11 protein-coding genes and 4 tRNA genes are annotated in these 14090 nt (G+C 35.6%); 3 read left to right on the top strand and 12 right to left on the bottom strand.

Going from position 1 to position 14090, the window contains the following annotated elements:
• Position 1: 1 nt before the first annotated feature.
• From glmS to BUA89_RS12055, 3 genes are read right to left on the bottom strand one after another with little or no spacing between them, the layout of a single operon-like run.
• On the bottom strand, positions 2–1855 hold the full coding sequence (gene glmS, locus BUA89_RS12065; RefSeq protein WP_072957891.1) for a glutamine--fructose-6-phosphate transaminase (isomerizing): 1854 nt from the start codon (positions 1853–1855) through the stop codon (positions 2–4).
• A gap of 24 nt (positions 1856–1879) precedes the next feature.
• Positions 1880–3478 (bottom strand): DUF4270 family protein, encoded by a 1599-nt coding sequence (locus tag BUA89_RS12060; protein WP_072957887.1) that lies wholly within the window; start codon positions 3476–3478, stop codon positions 1880–1882.
• Positions 3479–3491: 13 nt separating this feature from the next.
• Positions 3492–4262, bottom strand: a complete 771-nt coding sequence (locus BUA89_RS12055; protein WP_072957884.1) for a glycogen/starch synthase — start codon at positions 4260–4262, stop codon at positions 3492–3494.
• 181 nt (positions 4263–4443) lie between these two features.
• Here BUA89_RS12055 and panC point away from each other — a divergent pair, with 181 nt between their 5' ends.
• Complete coding sequence (gene panC, locus BUA89_RS12050) at positions 4444–5292, top strand: pantoate--beta-alanine ligase (RefSeq protein WP_072957881.1); 849 nt, start codon at positions 4444–4446, stop codon at positions 5290–5292.
• A 354-nt stretch (positions 5293–5646) separates the two neighbouring features.
• Here panC and BUA89_RS12045 read toward each other — a convergent pair.
• The 4 genes from BUA89_RS12045 to BUA89_RS12030 form a co-directional block, all read right to left on the bottom strand.
• Positions 5647–5719: transfer RNA gene (locus BUA89_RS12045), tRNA-Lys, on the bottom strand.
• 161 nt (positions 5720–5880) lie between these two features.
• Positions 5881–5953, bottom strand: a tRNA-Lys gene (locus BUA89_RS12040).
• Between the two features lie 74 nt (positions 5954–6027).
• Positions 6028–6110: transfer RNA gene (locus BUA89_RS12035), tRNA-Leu, on the bottom strand.
• A gap of 39 nt (positions 6111–6149) precedes the next feature.
• Positions 6150–6222 (bottom strand) — tRNA-Lys (locus BUA89_RS12030).
• A 114-nt stretch (positions 6223–6336) separates the two neighbouring features.
• Here BUA89_RS12030 and BUA89_RS12025 point away from each other — a divergent pair.
• Complete coding sequence (locus BUA89_RS12025; RefSeq protein WP_072957879.1) at positions 6337–6852, top strand: shikimate kinase; 516 nt, start codon at positions 6337–6339, stop codon at positions 6850–6852.
• 26 nt (positions 6853–6878) lie between these two features.
• Here the strand turns inward: BUA89_RS12025 and BUA89_RS12020 are convergent, their stop codons facing one another.
• Positions 6879–7316, bottom strand: coding sequence for an RNA-binding S4 domain-containing protein (locus BUA89_RS12020; protein WP_072957876.1), 438 nt, complete (start codon positions 7314–7316; stop codon positions 6879–6881).
• A gap of 57 nt (positions 7317–7373) precedes the next feature.
• On the opposite strand from BUA89_RS12020, the gene BUA89_RS12015 reads away from it, so the two are divergent.
• The gene (locus BUA89_RS12015) at positions 7374–8144 is read left to right on the top strand and encodes a hypothetical protein (protein ID WP_072957873.1); all 771 of its coding nucleotides are present in this window, start codon (positions 7374–7376) and stop codon (positions 8142–8144) included.
• 45 nt (positions 8145–8189) lie between these two features.
• On the opposite strand, the gene BUA89_RS12010 is transcribed toward BUA89_RS12015, so the two are convergent.
• The 4 genes from BUA89_RS12010 to BUA89_RS11995 all read right to left on the bottom strand — a co-directional run bounded on the left by BUA89_RS12010 (position 8190) and on the right by BUA89_RS11995 (position 14080).
• A complete protein-coding gene (locus BUA89_RS12010) occupies positions 8190–9710 on the bottom strand; it encodes an FMN-binding glutamate synthase family protein (RefSeq protein WP_072957870.1) in 1521 nt (506 codons plus the stop codon).
• 185 nt (positions 9711–9895) lie between these two features.
• On the bottom strand, positions 9896–11242 hold the full coding sequence (mtaB, locus tag BUA89_RS12005) for a tRNA (N(6)-L-threonylcarbamoyladenosine(37)-C(2))-methylthiotransferase MtaB (protein ID WP_072957867.1): 1347 nt from the start codon (positions 11240–11242) through the stop codon (positions 9896–9898).
• 66 nt (positions 11243–11308) lie between these two features.
• The gene (locus BUA89_RS12000; RefSeq protein WP_072957864.1) at positions 11309–11899 is read right to left on the bottom strand and encodes a DUF1572 family protein; all 591 of its coding nucleotides are present in this window, start codon (positions 11897–11899) and stop codon (positions 11309–11311) included.
• Positions 11900–11986: 87 nt separating this feature from the next.
• On the bottom strand, positions 11987–14080 hold the full coding sequence (locus tag BUA89_RS11995) for a T9SS type B sorting domain-containing protein (RefSeq protein WP_072957861.1): 2094 nt from the start codon (positions 14078–14080) through the stop codon (positions 11987–11989).
• Positions 14081–14090 lie beyond the last annotated feature (10 nt).

The following is a 14090-nucleotide window of genomic DNA, read 5'->3' as shown; positions in this document are numbered from 1 at the left end:
TTTATTCCACGGTTACAGATTTTGCAAGGTTTCTCGGCTGGTCTACATTGGCACCTCTATACACAGCAATATAGTACGCTAAAAGCTGTAAAGGTACTGATGCAACGATTGGTGAGAAGCATTCTGACGTTTCCGGAATTTCAATAACATAATCTGCCATAGCGCTTACCTGCGTATCTCCTCTATTAACAACAGCAATAATTTTTCCTTTTCTGGCCTTAATTTCCTGAACATTGCTTACAATCTTATCATAATGTCCTTTTTTAGGGGCAATGATAACGATAGGCATATTTTCATCAATTAAAGCAATCGGACCGTGCTTCATTTCTGCAGCAGGATATCCTTCAGCATGAATATAAGAGATTTCTTTTAATTTTAACGCACCCTCAAGAGCTGCCGGGTAATTGTACCCTCTTCCTAAATACAAGAAGTTTGTAGCCCCTACAAAGTCTTTGGCAATATTCTGTACTAATTCGTGGGTAGAGCTCAAAACGTCTTCAATTCTTTTAGGAATAGCATCCAATTCAGCAATTAAACTCATGAAATCTGCATTTCCTAAGTTTCCGTTATGTTTACCTAATTTAAAGGCAATTAATGTAAGAATTGTAAGCTGTGCCGTGAATGCTTTCGTAGAAGCTACCCCGATTTCAGGGCCGGCGTGTGTATAAGATCCGGCATCTGTAATTCTTGCTATAGAAGAATCTACAACATTACAGATTCCATAGATGAATGCTCCTTTTTCCTTAGCTAATTTTAATGCGGCCATTGTATCTGCCGTTTCTCCGGATTGAGAAATTGCGATAACCACATCTTTATCAGTAATAATAGGGTTTCTGTATCTGAACTCTGAAGCATATTCTACTTCAACCGGAATTCTTGCATATTCTTCAATTAAATATTCGCCGATAAGCCCTGCATGCCAAGAAGTTCCGCAAGCGATGATGATAATTCTGTTTGCATTTTTGAATCTTTCAATATGATCCCAGATTCCCGCCATTTTGATAACTCCTTCATCTACAAGAAGTCTTCCTCTCATTGTATCGTGAACTGATTTTGGCTGCTCGAAAATTTCCTTCAACATAAAATGCTCATATCCTCCTTTTTCAATCTGCTCTAAGCTCAGTTTCAGTTCCTGAATTTCAGGCACAATTTTAGAATTATCATTGATTGTTCTGATGTCTACACCGTTTTCCAATGAAATGGTAGCCATGTGACCTTCTTCCAAGTAAATTGCTTCTTTTGTAAATTCTACGAAAGGCGATGCATCAGAGGCAATAAAATATTCTTTATCACCAATACCGATAGCTAAAGGAGAACCTAATCTTCCCACTACCAACACTCCGGGATAATCTTCATGCATTACGGTAATTGCATAAGCTCCGTACACTTCATTAAGAGCAAATCTTACCGCCGTCGGAAAATCCGTTTCCGAATTAAGATCCATGAAATATTGGATTAAATTTACCAAAACTTCAGTGTCTGTCTCAGATTTGAAAGTAAATCCTTTTTCAGTAAGCATCGTTTTAATAGTATCATAATTTTCGATAATACCATTATGAATGATTGCAATTTTATCATTATTAGACAAATGCGGGTGTGAATTTCTGTCGCTCGGAACTCCATGAGTCGCCCAACGCGTATGGCCCATACCGATTTTTGCCTTTCCTTTCAATTGGCTTGAGATATTGACAAGATCTTCAACTTTTCCTTTTGTTTTTTCAACTTCAAGTTTGTTGTTGGTATCTTCCAGAACAATTCCAGCACTGTCATACCCCCTATATTCCAGTCTTCTAAGCCCGTTGATTACTACATCATAAGCGTCCTGAAAACCTGTATATCCTACAATTCCGCACATATTTTTCTAAGTGTTTTTTAAGTTTTATTTTGTTCCGTAAGTTACTAGTAGTTGTACTCTATTTGGATCTTTTGGAATTGTTGTTTTTGAACCGACAAAAACAGCTCTATCTCTTGCATAAGCCCTTGCAGTATAATTAACACCTACTAAAGAACCAGTCTGACTATTTGACAAGAAGCTTCCCATATCAATTTTAAAATACTTATCAACATTACTTACGTCTACTCCATTCTTTCCTTCCACAAGCTCTTTTATAGATTGTGTGACAGTAAAATCATAATATGCTTGCTCTTTATCCAAATTGTAAGGTTTGTAAATAGCAAAGTTATTGGATCCAATTAAAGTGGTGAGATCCGTTGTAAATGTAGTTGTTTCCTTAGGATCCGTAGGCTGTTCTTTGTCTCTTTGAACAATAGCAAATGCCGTCGGTTTAGGTAAATTATTATTCCATAAAGTCTTATCCGTGAAAATTCTGATTTTCGCACCTATAATAGCAGCTTTCTTTTCACTATATAATTTCTTAAGATCTGTCAAAGTTGGCTCAGGAATTTTAACTCCAATTGAAGGGCCTCCCATCCCTTGCAAAAATAATTTTTCATGTCCCTCAGTACCAACTGGTGCATTAACATAATCATAAAATGCTTGAGATCTCACATATTCATAACGTCCAATATGCGTATTAGCAGAACCTAAAGCAAATGTGTAAGTTGCTTGTGGTCTCGTGTTTGGAGTTACAGCTGTATTATCATATTTGTAATACATGATTAATTCCAAATCGTTTGGATTAAATTGTATCAAATACCCGTCATCCTGAGTAGCAGATAATCTTAAGCCTTTAAAATGTCTAATAAAGTTTGAAGCATCCTGTAATTCTGGTTTATCCTGATAATCAATAATCTTAGATTTAAAATAATCATTATCCAGCTTAATTCTAATTCCAGGAGTAGAAGCAGTAAATAAAGCACTTCCATCCTCATCTTTAGTAATTGCTACAGAGCTAACATTTCCATTAAGGCTCTTTTCACCCAACAAACTACCAACATTATATGCCGTATTAGAGTACGCAACATCTGAAGCACCTTTTAAGAAATCCTCAACTACATGTACCTGAATATTAAACGGAGCGGTTGTAGAACCTATTTTGGCTCTTCCATACTTATTAATTGGGTATGTATTCACAACTTTCTTAGCATTTACATTAGCATCTGTAGCTGTTGTAAAGGTAAAACCGTCATCTATCGTATTCGGTGTTAAAGAGTCAGATACATAAGTTGGTTTAATAACCAAAACAACTGAATCAATAGTTGGATTTTTTCCAAAATCAGGATCGTATGTCGCTAATCTTAATTGGGTAAAATACGATGCTTTTTGTTTACCAAACTGAGTTTCATTAAAAGTACCTAAAGTGGCAAGCCCTAATTTGGATGCATCACTTCTAATACTATCATTATTATTAATATTAAAGGCCGTAACATCAAAGGACTCCTCATTCCCCTGTGCAGCACCATCCAAAAACAACTGCTCTCCCAATGAATCCGGATCTGGCTCACAGTTATAAAGTAATACACTTCCAAAAACCACCAGAGAAAATACGGTGATCGCTTTTTTAATAGTATGGATCATTAAAAATGTGTTTTTAATAAAGTTGATTTATAGAATCTACGTCAAGATATTCCGATTTTGGAGTAGACGTTTCGTTGAAGGCTTTATCCAAATCTTCATCCAGAAACTCATCTCCCTTTACTACCATATCCACATAGTTCATACTTTCTGCAACAAAAGTTTTTACTGTTGGATTTTCTAACGCTTTTAATCCCGAAATATTATCAAACTGAAGTTTTTCAGCAATATTAGAGGCAAACGATGCATCCTTCTCATTGTATAATGAAAGAACAATTTTTGCGTCTTTGAAATAAGTATCAGATTCGTAGTATGTTTTTAAATAAATCGGAACAAAAGAAGACATCCATCCATTTAAATGAATTACATCCGGAACCCAATTAAGCTTCTTGATCGTTTCTATTACTCCTCTTGCAAAGAAGATCCCTCTTTCGTCGTTATCACTGAAAGGCTGCCCTTCATCATCCAAATAATACTGCTTTCTTTTGAAGTATTCTTCATTATCTATAAAGTAAACCTGAAGTCTTTCCCCCGGAAGAGAAGCTACTTTAATAATCAGAGGCTGATCTAGATCGTTAATGATAATATTCATCCCTGAAAGGCGGATGACCTCATGAAGCTGGAATTTCCTTTCACTTATTTGTCCAAATCTTGGCATAAAAACTCTTACATCATTGCCTTCTTGGTGCATCTTAAGTGCCATTTTGTTTACAACTGCAGCCATATTTGTATCTTCCTGATATGGATACATCTCTGTAGTAATGTACAGTATTTTTTGATTCGGCATAAACTTCTATCTAATTTTTGTATAAATGCTTTAATGTGCAAAATTACGAAAAAACATCCAACATTAATTTAATTAACATTTTTTTACGATAATTAGGCTTCCAAAATCGCTAAAACAACATTAAATTTTACAATAATTATATGATATTTTTAGTATTTTTGAAATACTATTAAAATAAATTATGGAAGTTCTAAAAAGTAAAAAAGTTCTTCAGGATTTCATTGAAAGACAGAAAGAAATGGGTAAAAAGATAGGTTTTGCTCCTACAATGGGAGCCCTTCATAATGGCCATTTATCACTATATAAAGCGGCAAGAGAAGAAAATGACCTTGTTGTCTCATCAATTTTTGTTAATCCCACTCAATTCAACAATCCGGAAGATCTGGAAAAGTACCCGAGAGATATCAACAGAGACATTTTGATTCTTGAAAAATCCGGTTTGGTAGATGCTGTTTACATCCCTGAAGTTACCGATATCTATCCTGAAAAAACGGAAAGTCACCACTACGATTTCGACGGACTGGAAAATGAGATGGAAGGAAAATCCAGACCAGGACATTTTGATGGTGTAGGAACGGTAGTGGAAGAGCTTTTCAATCAGGTAAAACCTGACAATGCGTATTTTGGTGAAAAAGATTTTCAACAATTGGCCATTATTAAAAAAATGGTTGAAAAGAAAAAACTCTTAATTAATATAAAAGGAGTTGCAATTTACAGAGCAGAAAATGGGTTAGCCTTAAGTTCGAGAAATCAAAGGCTTCAAGAAGACAGAAGAGAAGCTTCAAAAGTTATTTATGAAACATTAAGAAAAGTAAATGATTGGTTCCGTGTAATCACTGTTTCTGAAATCAAAGAAAAAGTGCAGGATATTTTTGATCACCAAAAAGGAATGCAACTGGAATATTTTCTCATTGCGGACGAAGAAACGCTAAAAGAAACAGAATTTTTCTATAAAGACAGAAATTTCAGAGCATTCATTGTCGTTGTCGTTGACGGAGTGAGGTTGATTGACAATATGCATTTAGATTAAAGTTGAGATTTGAAGATTTAGCCTTAAAATTAATGAATACGCGTTGCTTTTTGAGTGACGCTTTTTTTATTCTATTTTAAATAACAAAAGCTCAAGTGTAAATATAGATAGAAGAAATAAGTATAAAATATTGAATTTATTTTATTCCCGCGGATAAACAGATTTCCACAAATAATGATGCTAATTTACAATCTTTTTCTATTTATTGAATTCCAAAATTTCGTTTTTATTTCGGATTGATTTAAGAAAATAGAATTATGAGGTATATAAAAAATCAAAGGCTTCTTACGAAGCCTTTGAAACACCAAATCACAAAATATTAATATGAAAAAAATTTACTTTTCAGTAAACTTGTGACCCGGCTGGGATTCGAACCCAGGACCCATACATTAAAAGTGTATTGCTCTACCAGCTGAGCTACCGAGTCGGTCACTTATAAACGATTTCGTTTTTTAAGCGGTGCAAATATACGATTTTTTTCGTAGTTGCAAAATTTATTTTTAAAAATCAAAGGCTTCTTTAGGAAGCCCTTGAAACACCAAATCACAAAATATTAATATGAAAAAAATTTACTTTTCAGTAAACTTGTGACCCGGCTGGGATTCGAACCCAGGACCCATACATTAAAAGTGTATTGCTCTACCAGCTGAGCTACCGAGTCGGCCACAATTGATAATGATAAATATAAAATTAAATTTTAAATCTCATTACAATTATTTCAATTTTTCTGCACTGTGCCTGCGACTGGACTCGAACCAGCACATCCTTAGGAAACCACCCCCTCAAGATGGCGTGTCTACCAATTTCACCACGCAGGCAATAAAAATTACAAAAATCAAGTAACTTTTCTTGCTTAGTGACCCGGCTGGGATTCGAACCCAGGACCCATACATTAAAAGTGTATTGCTCTACCAGCTGAGCTACCGAGTCGGCCACTTAATCAACGATAAACACTGTGATAATGTCTCTCATTTTTAGTGGTGCAAAGATAGGAGTTTTTTCGTTATCTCAAAACTTTTTTGCAAATTTGTTTAAAAAAAATTCATGATAATTTCACTAGTCGGATACATGGGAAGTGGCAAATCTCACATTTCCAAAATATTAAGCGATAAACTTAATTTTAAATTAATTGACCTTGATAAAGAGATTTCGCGGAGAAATAAATTAACAGTCCCTGAAATCTTCGAGAAAAAGGGAGAAATCTACTTTAGAAAGCTGGAAAGAGAAACGTTGGAGGAAATTCTGGCAACGGAAGAAAATCTGATTTTAAGTCTTGGAGGGGGAACCCCTGCTTATTATAACAACATGGAAATTATTAATAATAATTCTAAAAGTGTTTTTTTAAGAACATCCATTCCCACTTTAGCAGAAAGAATTTCCAAACAAAAAGAAAAAAGACCATTAATTGCTAATATTCCGGATGAAGATCTTCCTGAATTCATTGCCAAACATCTGTTTGAAAGAAATGCTTTTTACAGTAAAGCACAGTTTACAGTAGCAACTGATGCCAGAGAACCTGAAGTGATTGCCAATGAAATAATAGAAAAGCTCTATTATTAGAGCTTTTTTGTTGAGTTAATGAAATTTTAATCTTCCGTTTCAGAATCGTCGCCGGCTTCTCCAAAGAAGTCATCCCAATCTGTGAAATCTGATGCTATGTCATTTTCAACATAGTCATCCATTTCTCTTCTGTCTTTTTTAGTGGGCCTTCCTTCTCCTTTGTTTCTGTAATAATCCTGAGACATTTTACGCATTTTCAGCAATTCGTACTGTTCTTTGTCGGTCACATCTTTTATATGAAGTGGAACTAACTTCGCTCCTATCCTGCTTTTCGGGATCTGGATTACTTTAATTTTATAATCAATCTGATTTTTACGGATCTTAATCACATCACCCTCCTTTACCTCTTTAGAAGACTTCACAACCGACTCACCAATGGAAACTCTGTTCTTTTTAATCTCCTCAGTAGCAATGGTTCTGGTCTTATAAAAACGAATGCTCCATAAAAATTTATCTATTCTCATATTTTTTTATACTTTTGTCGTTATATTATTTGTAAAGTAATTAAAGTTTTTTGAAAAATGAAAAAAATATTTTTATATATCCTTGCGGGATCTCTTTGTTTCACTGCTTGTAAAAAGGATGATGAGGACGTAGCAACTTTCGTGGAACCCGATGATATTGCTGTAAGAAACTCTTATGATGATCAGGCAATTCAGAAGTTTATGGATGAGAATTATCTGGATGTTCAAGGAAATATAAAAGCATTTAGTGCTTCTGATACTACTGATGATAATTATAAAAAATTGTCTCAGTTACCTCATGAAACACTATCTTCCGGGGTTATCTATATTAAAAGAGATGATGCGCAACCCAATCCGGGAGTAACTTTGGAAACTAATTCATCTGCTGGAAATAATGCAACTCAAATCAGAACCATGATGAGAGCTACTGGCTACATTGCTACGAGTACAGATGGGAATGTTGCTTTTTCATCAATCGGAAATATAATAAATACAATCAATGGAGACGGATCTCCTGTTACTGACCCCATGTTTTATTATGTAAAAGATGCTGTCTTAAATAATACTAATAATTCAGATGCAGCCAAGCAAAGAAGCTATTACGAAATTGAAGGTCTTCAGGAAGGATTAAAATATTTCAAAGGTTTTGAGAATATGGCAGATGGTGATCCTTACAATTTACAAGGGGTAATTATCGTACCTTCAAGAGCGGCTTTTGCAAGGGATTCGCACTTCCCTTATTCATCAAGCTATTCTTTAAAGAATGTTTCTTTTGTTTTTAATTTCCAAATATACAAAGCAAACCCAAGACCTTCTGGTGAACAATAAATAAAAAAACGCTTCAAATTTAATTTGAAGCGTTTTTTTATTTATTTAATATTTAGCTTTCTGCTGTTTTACATTTCCCAAAATATCCGGAAAATACAGATCCGACAGATGATCAAATTCATCTCCTCTCATAAACATTGTGGCGTCTACCTCTTCGTATGAACTTCTTCCGGCTGCTGCAATCAATTCATTACAGGTATGAAGCGTATTTTTATGGAAATGATATACTCTCTCTGCTTTATCCGTTACATCAAGCCCTTTAATTAACATTCTATCCTGCGTTGCCACTCCCGTCGGGCAATTATTAGAATTACATCTTAAAGCCTGAATACAACCCAAAGAAAACATAAATCCTCGAGCATTATTACACATATCCGCTCCCATGGCTACGGCTCTTAAAATATCAAGACTCGTTAATACTTTTCCGCTGGCAATCACTCTTAATTTTTCTCTTAAATTATAATTTTTAAGCGTTCTGTTCACAAAAATCAAAGCTGGCTCTAAAGGCATTCCCACACCGTCAGAAAATTCCGGTGGCGCTGCTCCGGTTCCTCCTTCTGCTCCGTCGATTGTAATGAAATCCGGATAGATCTTTAAAACATTCATCTGCACACAGATATCTTCAAACTCTTTGGTGTCTCCGATACATAATTTAAAACCGACAGGCTTACCTCCTGAAAGTTCTCTTAATTGCTGTACAAACTTTAATAACCCCGCCGCATCCGAAAAAGAAGTATGGGAAGGCGGTGAAATAATTGTCATTCCCGGAGTGACGTGACGGATTTTTGCAATCTCAGGAGTATTTTTAACAGCCGGTAGAACTCCGCCATGACCAGGTTTTGCTCCTTGGGATAATTTAATTTCAACCATTTTTACGTTCGGCATGGTAGAATATTTCTTAAATAATTCAGGGTTAAATTTCCCTTCTTCATCACGGCATCCGAAATATCCTGTTCCGATCTGCCAGCAAAGATCTCCTCCCTCAAGATGGTGCGGAGAAATCCCTCCTTCACCGGTATTATGATAAAAATTACCTTTTTTAGCGCCTCTGTTCAAAGAAATTTGAGCTCTGTCACTTAAAGCCCCAAAACTCATTGCCGAAATATTAAATAATGAAGCATGATAAGGCTGTGAACATTGCTCACCTCCTACCCAAACTCGTGGAAGCTCCTCCATCGGAGATTTTGCGTAAATGGAATGTTTAATTCCTTCATATTTTCTGTGATTAACTTCAAGCTGGGTTCCAAAAGGCACAGTATCACTCAGATTTTTAGCCCGTCTGTAAACTGCTGATCTTTGATTTCTCGGAAAAGGCTTGCCATCAGTTTCTCTTTCAATGAAATACTGCTGCATTTCCGGGGAAATACTTTCAAAAAAGTATCTGAAATACCCCAAAACAGGAAAGTTTCTCAAAATGGCATGTTTCGACTGTGTGACATTGTAAATACCGACAGCATAAACAATGGTAAGTAAAACAGGAATCCACCAATCCGCTTTTATTAAAAAAGCAACAGCCCAGGCAACAACTAAAACAACAGCTCCCCAAAGCAAAAATTTATCTCTCATATCCTTTTGAATTTTATCAAAGTTAAAAAATTTAAATTGATATCTACAGCTTGAAAAACATCAAAAACACCAATGAAAGAAGTTATTTTTAGTTTAAATATTATGATTTTCAATTTCATTTTAACTAAGCCAAAAAAAGCATCACTATAATAGCAATGCTTACATTATTTTTGATTAAAAGAATATTAAATCTTTTCCAAAAAGCTTTCAAAAGAATTCATGACAGAAACTGTTCCATCAGCTTCAATTTTTTCAAGCTTTAAAAACTCGATCTGATTGACAGAAGCCTCATCAAAATGTTTCTGAACCCTCACATAGTTCTCTGTGAAGCCAAACATTTTGCCGTCTTTATTTTCGTGCTCCCAAAGTACAGGAAGTGTTTTTCCAAGCTGGGTCTGGTAAAATGCCATCTTTTTCTTTTCAGATAAAATTCTTAGCATTTTGTTACGTTTTTTTCTTTCAGGAATCGGAACAACACCATCCATTCCGACAGCTTCCGTATTTTCTCTTTCAGAATAGGTGAAAACGTGGAGATAAGTGATGGGAAGCTCATTAATAAAATTATAAGTTTCCATAAACAGTTCCTCGGTTTCGCCGGGAAAACCAACGATTACATCAACTCCAATCGCGGCATGCGGCATTACCTCACGGATTTTATTAACTCTGTCGTTATATAATTTAGTCAAATAACGACGTTTCATTTTTTTCAATAAATCATCACTCCCCGATTGCAACGGAATATGGAAATGCGGAACAAAACTCTTGCTTTTAGAAACCAATTCGATGCTTTCATCTTTCAAAAGATTCGGCTCAATTGAAGAAATACGGATCCTTTCAATTCCTTCAACTTGGTCTAATTCAGAAATTAAATCTAAAAAAGTATGCTCATGTCTTTTGTTCCCAAATTCACCTTTTCCGTAATCGCCTATGTTTACACCTGTCAAAACAATTTCTTTGATATCTTTTGCCGCAATTTCTTTGGCATTTTTCAACACATTTTCGATGGTATCGGAACGGGAAATCCCTCTTGCTAAAGGAATCGTACAATAGGTACATTTATAATCACAGCCATCCTGAACTTTCAAAAAAGCTCTGGTTCTGTCACCAATTGAATAACTTCCGATAAAAAAATCAGTTTCTTCAATTTCACACGAATGGACAGTACCTTCATTTTCAGACTTTTCCAAATCATCAAGATAACTCAGAATATTAAATTTCTCTTTGGCTCCCAAAACCAGATCGACACCTTCAATTTGTGAAATTTCTTCAGGTTTCAACTGAGCATAGCATCCAACGATCACCACCAAACCTTCAGGATTGGCTTTCATAGCTCTTTTCACGTGAAGTTTACACTCACGGTCTGCATTTTCTGTTACCGAACAGGTGTTGATCACATATACATTTGCTTTTTCATCAAAGCTTACCTTCTCATAACCAGCATCTGTTAATTGACGGGCAATAGTAGATGTTTCTGCAAAATTTAATTTGCAGCCAAGAGTATGAAATGCGGCAGTTCTGTGAAATTGAGACATTTATTGATTCTGAATTTTGTGGGTGCAAAGATAACAATTTTAATATGAATTATAAATTGATTCAGTCTATTGCTTAAATTCATCTCTAACTTCCGTACTGTTTTGATAACAGACCGGAGAAGAGTTTGTGTCGGCAGCATTTTCTGAAAATTTATTTTTCATTTCAGAATTAAAATCCTGAGATTTATTTCTGGCAATAGAAAGTGTTTTCCAGTTGTCATTTTTCATCATTTTTGCAATGTAAACCATTTGTCCGATGTGATAAGGATAATGCGCCAACTGCCGGAAAACAGCATCAATTACAGAATGCGGTTCGTTTCTTATATAAATGGTTGAATATAAATTCTCATCATTAATCTGATTCAAGGCAGTAAAAAGACATTTCCAGCCTTGTTCCCAATATTCTAAGACCTCATCTTTCGTTTGAAAAGTATCAATAAATTCTTCATCGCGGTTTCGCCAGGACTTTTCGCCATCTTCGGTCAAAAAATTCGTCCATCTCGAAAGCATATTTCCTGCAATATGTTTCACGATAATAGCAATAGAATTACTTTCTTTATTGAACTGCCAAAAAACCTGTTCGTCTGAAATCTGCTCAAATGATTTGTCACCGAGCATTTTGTAGTATTCAAAACGTTTAATAAATAAATCCTTCATGATCTAAATTTGAATATCTAAGTTAAGAAATTTCATAAAATAAAAACCGCCACAATTGCGACGGTCTTTCTATTTAAATTATAAAAATTATTCCCTGTTTTTCACCATTACCCAACCGGAATATTTGAATAAGGTATTCTTTTTATCGTTTTCATTCCACGATACGGAATACCAATACGTTCCTGTAGGAACCTTTTTACCGGTAATCGTTCCGTCCCATTTGTAATTACTGAATTTATCTGCCTGGAAAATTTTCGTTCCATATCTGTCAAAAATATTGAAAATAAGATTCTGTTTGCTTCCCAACGCCGAATAATCGATCACATCATTAATTCCGTCTCCGTTCGGAGTGATGACATTCACTAAATTCGGAACAACAATCGTGATATGAATAGGATCGCAGTCATAAATATCTTTTATAAAAACCTGGCAGTCCCCTCTTGGAATGTTGGTAAATACATTAGAATCCTGCCAATTAATTCCGTCAATTGAATACTTGTAAGGTCCGGTTCCTCCCGCAACATTTACAGTAAATGAATTATTGGTAATATCAATATCTGAAATCACAGGCTGTTCGGAAGCATAAACTTTTACGGTTTGTGTGGTAATACACTGTCCTGTTTTTAATTTCACCCAATATGTGCCAACCCCTACATTATTGATGGACTGTGTTGTTGCCCCTGTACTCCACTGGTAACTTGTGAACCCAGGGCCTGCATCCAATGTCGTTCTGTCTTCCATACAAATTATTTTATCTTCCAAAATACTTGAGTAAACAGGAGGTATGACTATTAAATTAACTTTTGCGATAGCATAACAGCCATTTCCATTGATAACTTTAATAAAAATTACACCGTTTGGAGCAATATAATCTGTAAAGCCCAAAATTTCATTGGTTCCGTTGGTTGCATCCAGCAAAGAAGGATAATATTTTTTTATCGCTGTTTGTGAGGTTACCGCAGCTGTGGATAAATTAAATAGGCCTGTCGACGGATTCGATTCAATAAAACAAGACCTCAGCGTTGCTTCCGTAACAACTACTACCGGATGAAATTTCAAAGTAATAATAGCAATTGCACTACAACCATATTGTGATGTAATCTTTACATAAACCGTTCCTTCAGCAGATACAAATGCTGTATAATTGGTTATTTCATTAATTCCCGCATTCAGATCACCTAAAGTATTATAATATTTCTTCGTTGCCAAAGGATCTGCAAACACTGCTGCAGAGGTAAGATCAAATGTTCCTACTCCGGCATTGTTGTTATTACAGCTATAAAGGGTAACGTTAGTTCCTGAAATATTTCCGTACTTAAATTTAAAAGCACCTATCTGTCGGCATGAATTAATCGGATTTGTAGGATTCGTAGGATCCTGATAATGTACACTAAAATAATAAATACTCGTTGTATTTACAGTAATTGGAGTCAGAATAGGATTTGCTCCTGAAAGAGCTTCATTCTGAGAAGTATGATAGCTTATCTGAAAATTAGCATTTCCGTTCAGAATACCCGAAGATAAAGTACTGAAATCAAAAACCATAGGATTTTCGCAGACAATAATCTCTCTTGGATCTGCAGGGTTTGCAGCAGGAACTCCGGGAGCATTAAAAGGATGAGTCTGAATCGTAGGATCCGTAAATGGTGAAGCCAACGTTGCTGTTCCTCCCCATGTTAACGAGAATGGAGCCGTTGTCGGATTAAAAATATCTACCCAGTTATCGATGTATAAATAATAGGTCTGCCCCGGCAGTACATCCATATATTTGCAGTAAGGGGTAAGTGAGCCTCCTGCCGCACTTAGAATAGTACTCGTCATATTCAATCCGGTGGAAGCACCTACCCCAAGTACAGTTGCCGCATTACAGCGTATCGGAGATCCAAGGCTTCCACAGCTTACATTGGGACCATAAATTGCCCAGTCGTAATCCGCTTCAGGATCTGTAGGAACCAGATCAAAAGTAAGTGTTCCTCCTGTAGCAATCGTAAACTTATACCAGATAGAATTGTGTTCTCCGGATGTCATGCATCCTCCTAAATTTTCATCAATAGCCCCGATCCCTGTCGGAGAGTAAGTTATATTCGAATTTCCACATACAGTAAGCGCAGTAACACAGTCTTCCTGAGCAAAAAAAGTACGAGAAATAAGCAGAAAGAAAAGTAGTAAAGTTTTTTTCATATCCCGTTAA

It is taken from the genome of Chryseobacterium arachidis (assembly GCF_900129245.1).
Lineage (GTDB): Bacteria > Bacteroidota > Bacteroidia > Flavobacteriales > Weeksellaceae > Chryseobacterium > Chryseobacterium arachidis.
The sequence above is the reverse complement of the archived record's forward strand: the minus strand, read 5'-3'. Positions and strand labels throughout refer to the sequence as shown.

What these genes read in the sequence shown, in the direction of transcription:
- glmS (WP_072957891.1), bottom strand. Translation starts at nt 1,855, where the DNA reads ATGTGCGGAATTGTAGGATATACAGGTTTTCAGGACGCTTATGATGTA.
- BUA89_RS12060 (WP_072957887.1), bottom strand. Translation starts at nt 3,478, where the DNA reads ATGATCCATACTATTAAAAAAGCGATCACCGTATTTTCTCTGGTGGTT.
- BUA89_RS12055 (WP_072957884.1), bottom strand. Translation starts at nt 4,262, where the DNA reads ATGCCGAATCAAAAAATACTGTACATTACTACAGAGATGTATCCATAT.
- panC (WP_072957881.1), top strand. Translation starts at nt 4,444, where the DNA reads ATGGAAGTTCTAAAAAGTAAAAAAGTTCTTCAGGATTTCATTGAAAGA.
- BUA89_RS12025 (WP_072957879.1), top strand. Translation starts at nt 6,337, where the DNA reads ATGATAATTTCACTAGTCGGATACATGGGAAGTGGCAAATCTCACATT.
- BUA89_RS12020 (WP_072957876.1), bottom strand. Translation starts at nt 7,316, where the DNA reads ATGAGAATAGATAAATTTTTATGGAGCATTCGTTTTTATAAGACCAGA.
- BUA89_RS12015 (WP_072957873.1), top strand. Translation starts at nt 7,374, where the DNA reads ATGAAAAAAATATTTTTATATATCCTTGCGGGATCTCTTTGTTTCACT.
- BUA89_RS12010 (WP_072957870.1), bottom strand. Translation starts at nt 9,710, where the DNA reads ATGAGAGATAAATTTTTGCTTTGGGGAGCTGTTGTTTTAGTTGTTGCC.
- mtaB (WP_072957867.1), bottom strand. Translation starts at nt 11,242, where the DNA reads ATGTCTCAATTTCACAGAACTGCCGCATTTCATACTCTTGGCTGCAAA.
- BUA89_RS12000 (WP_072957864.1), bottom strand. Translation starts at nt 11,899, where the DNA reads ATGAAGGATTTATTTATTAAACGTTTTGAATACTACAAAATGCTCGGT.
- BUA89_RS11995 (WP_072957861.1), bottom strand. Translation starts at nt 14,080, where the DNA reads ATGAAAAAAACTTTACTACTTTTCTTTCTGCTTATTTCTCGTACTTTT.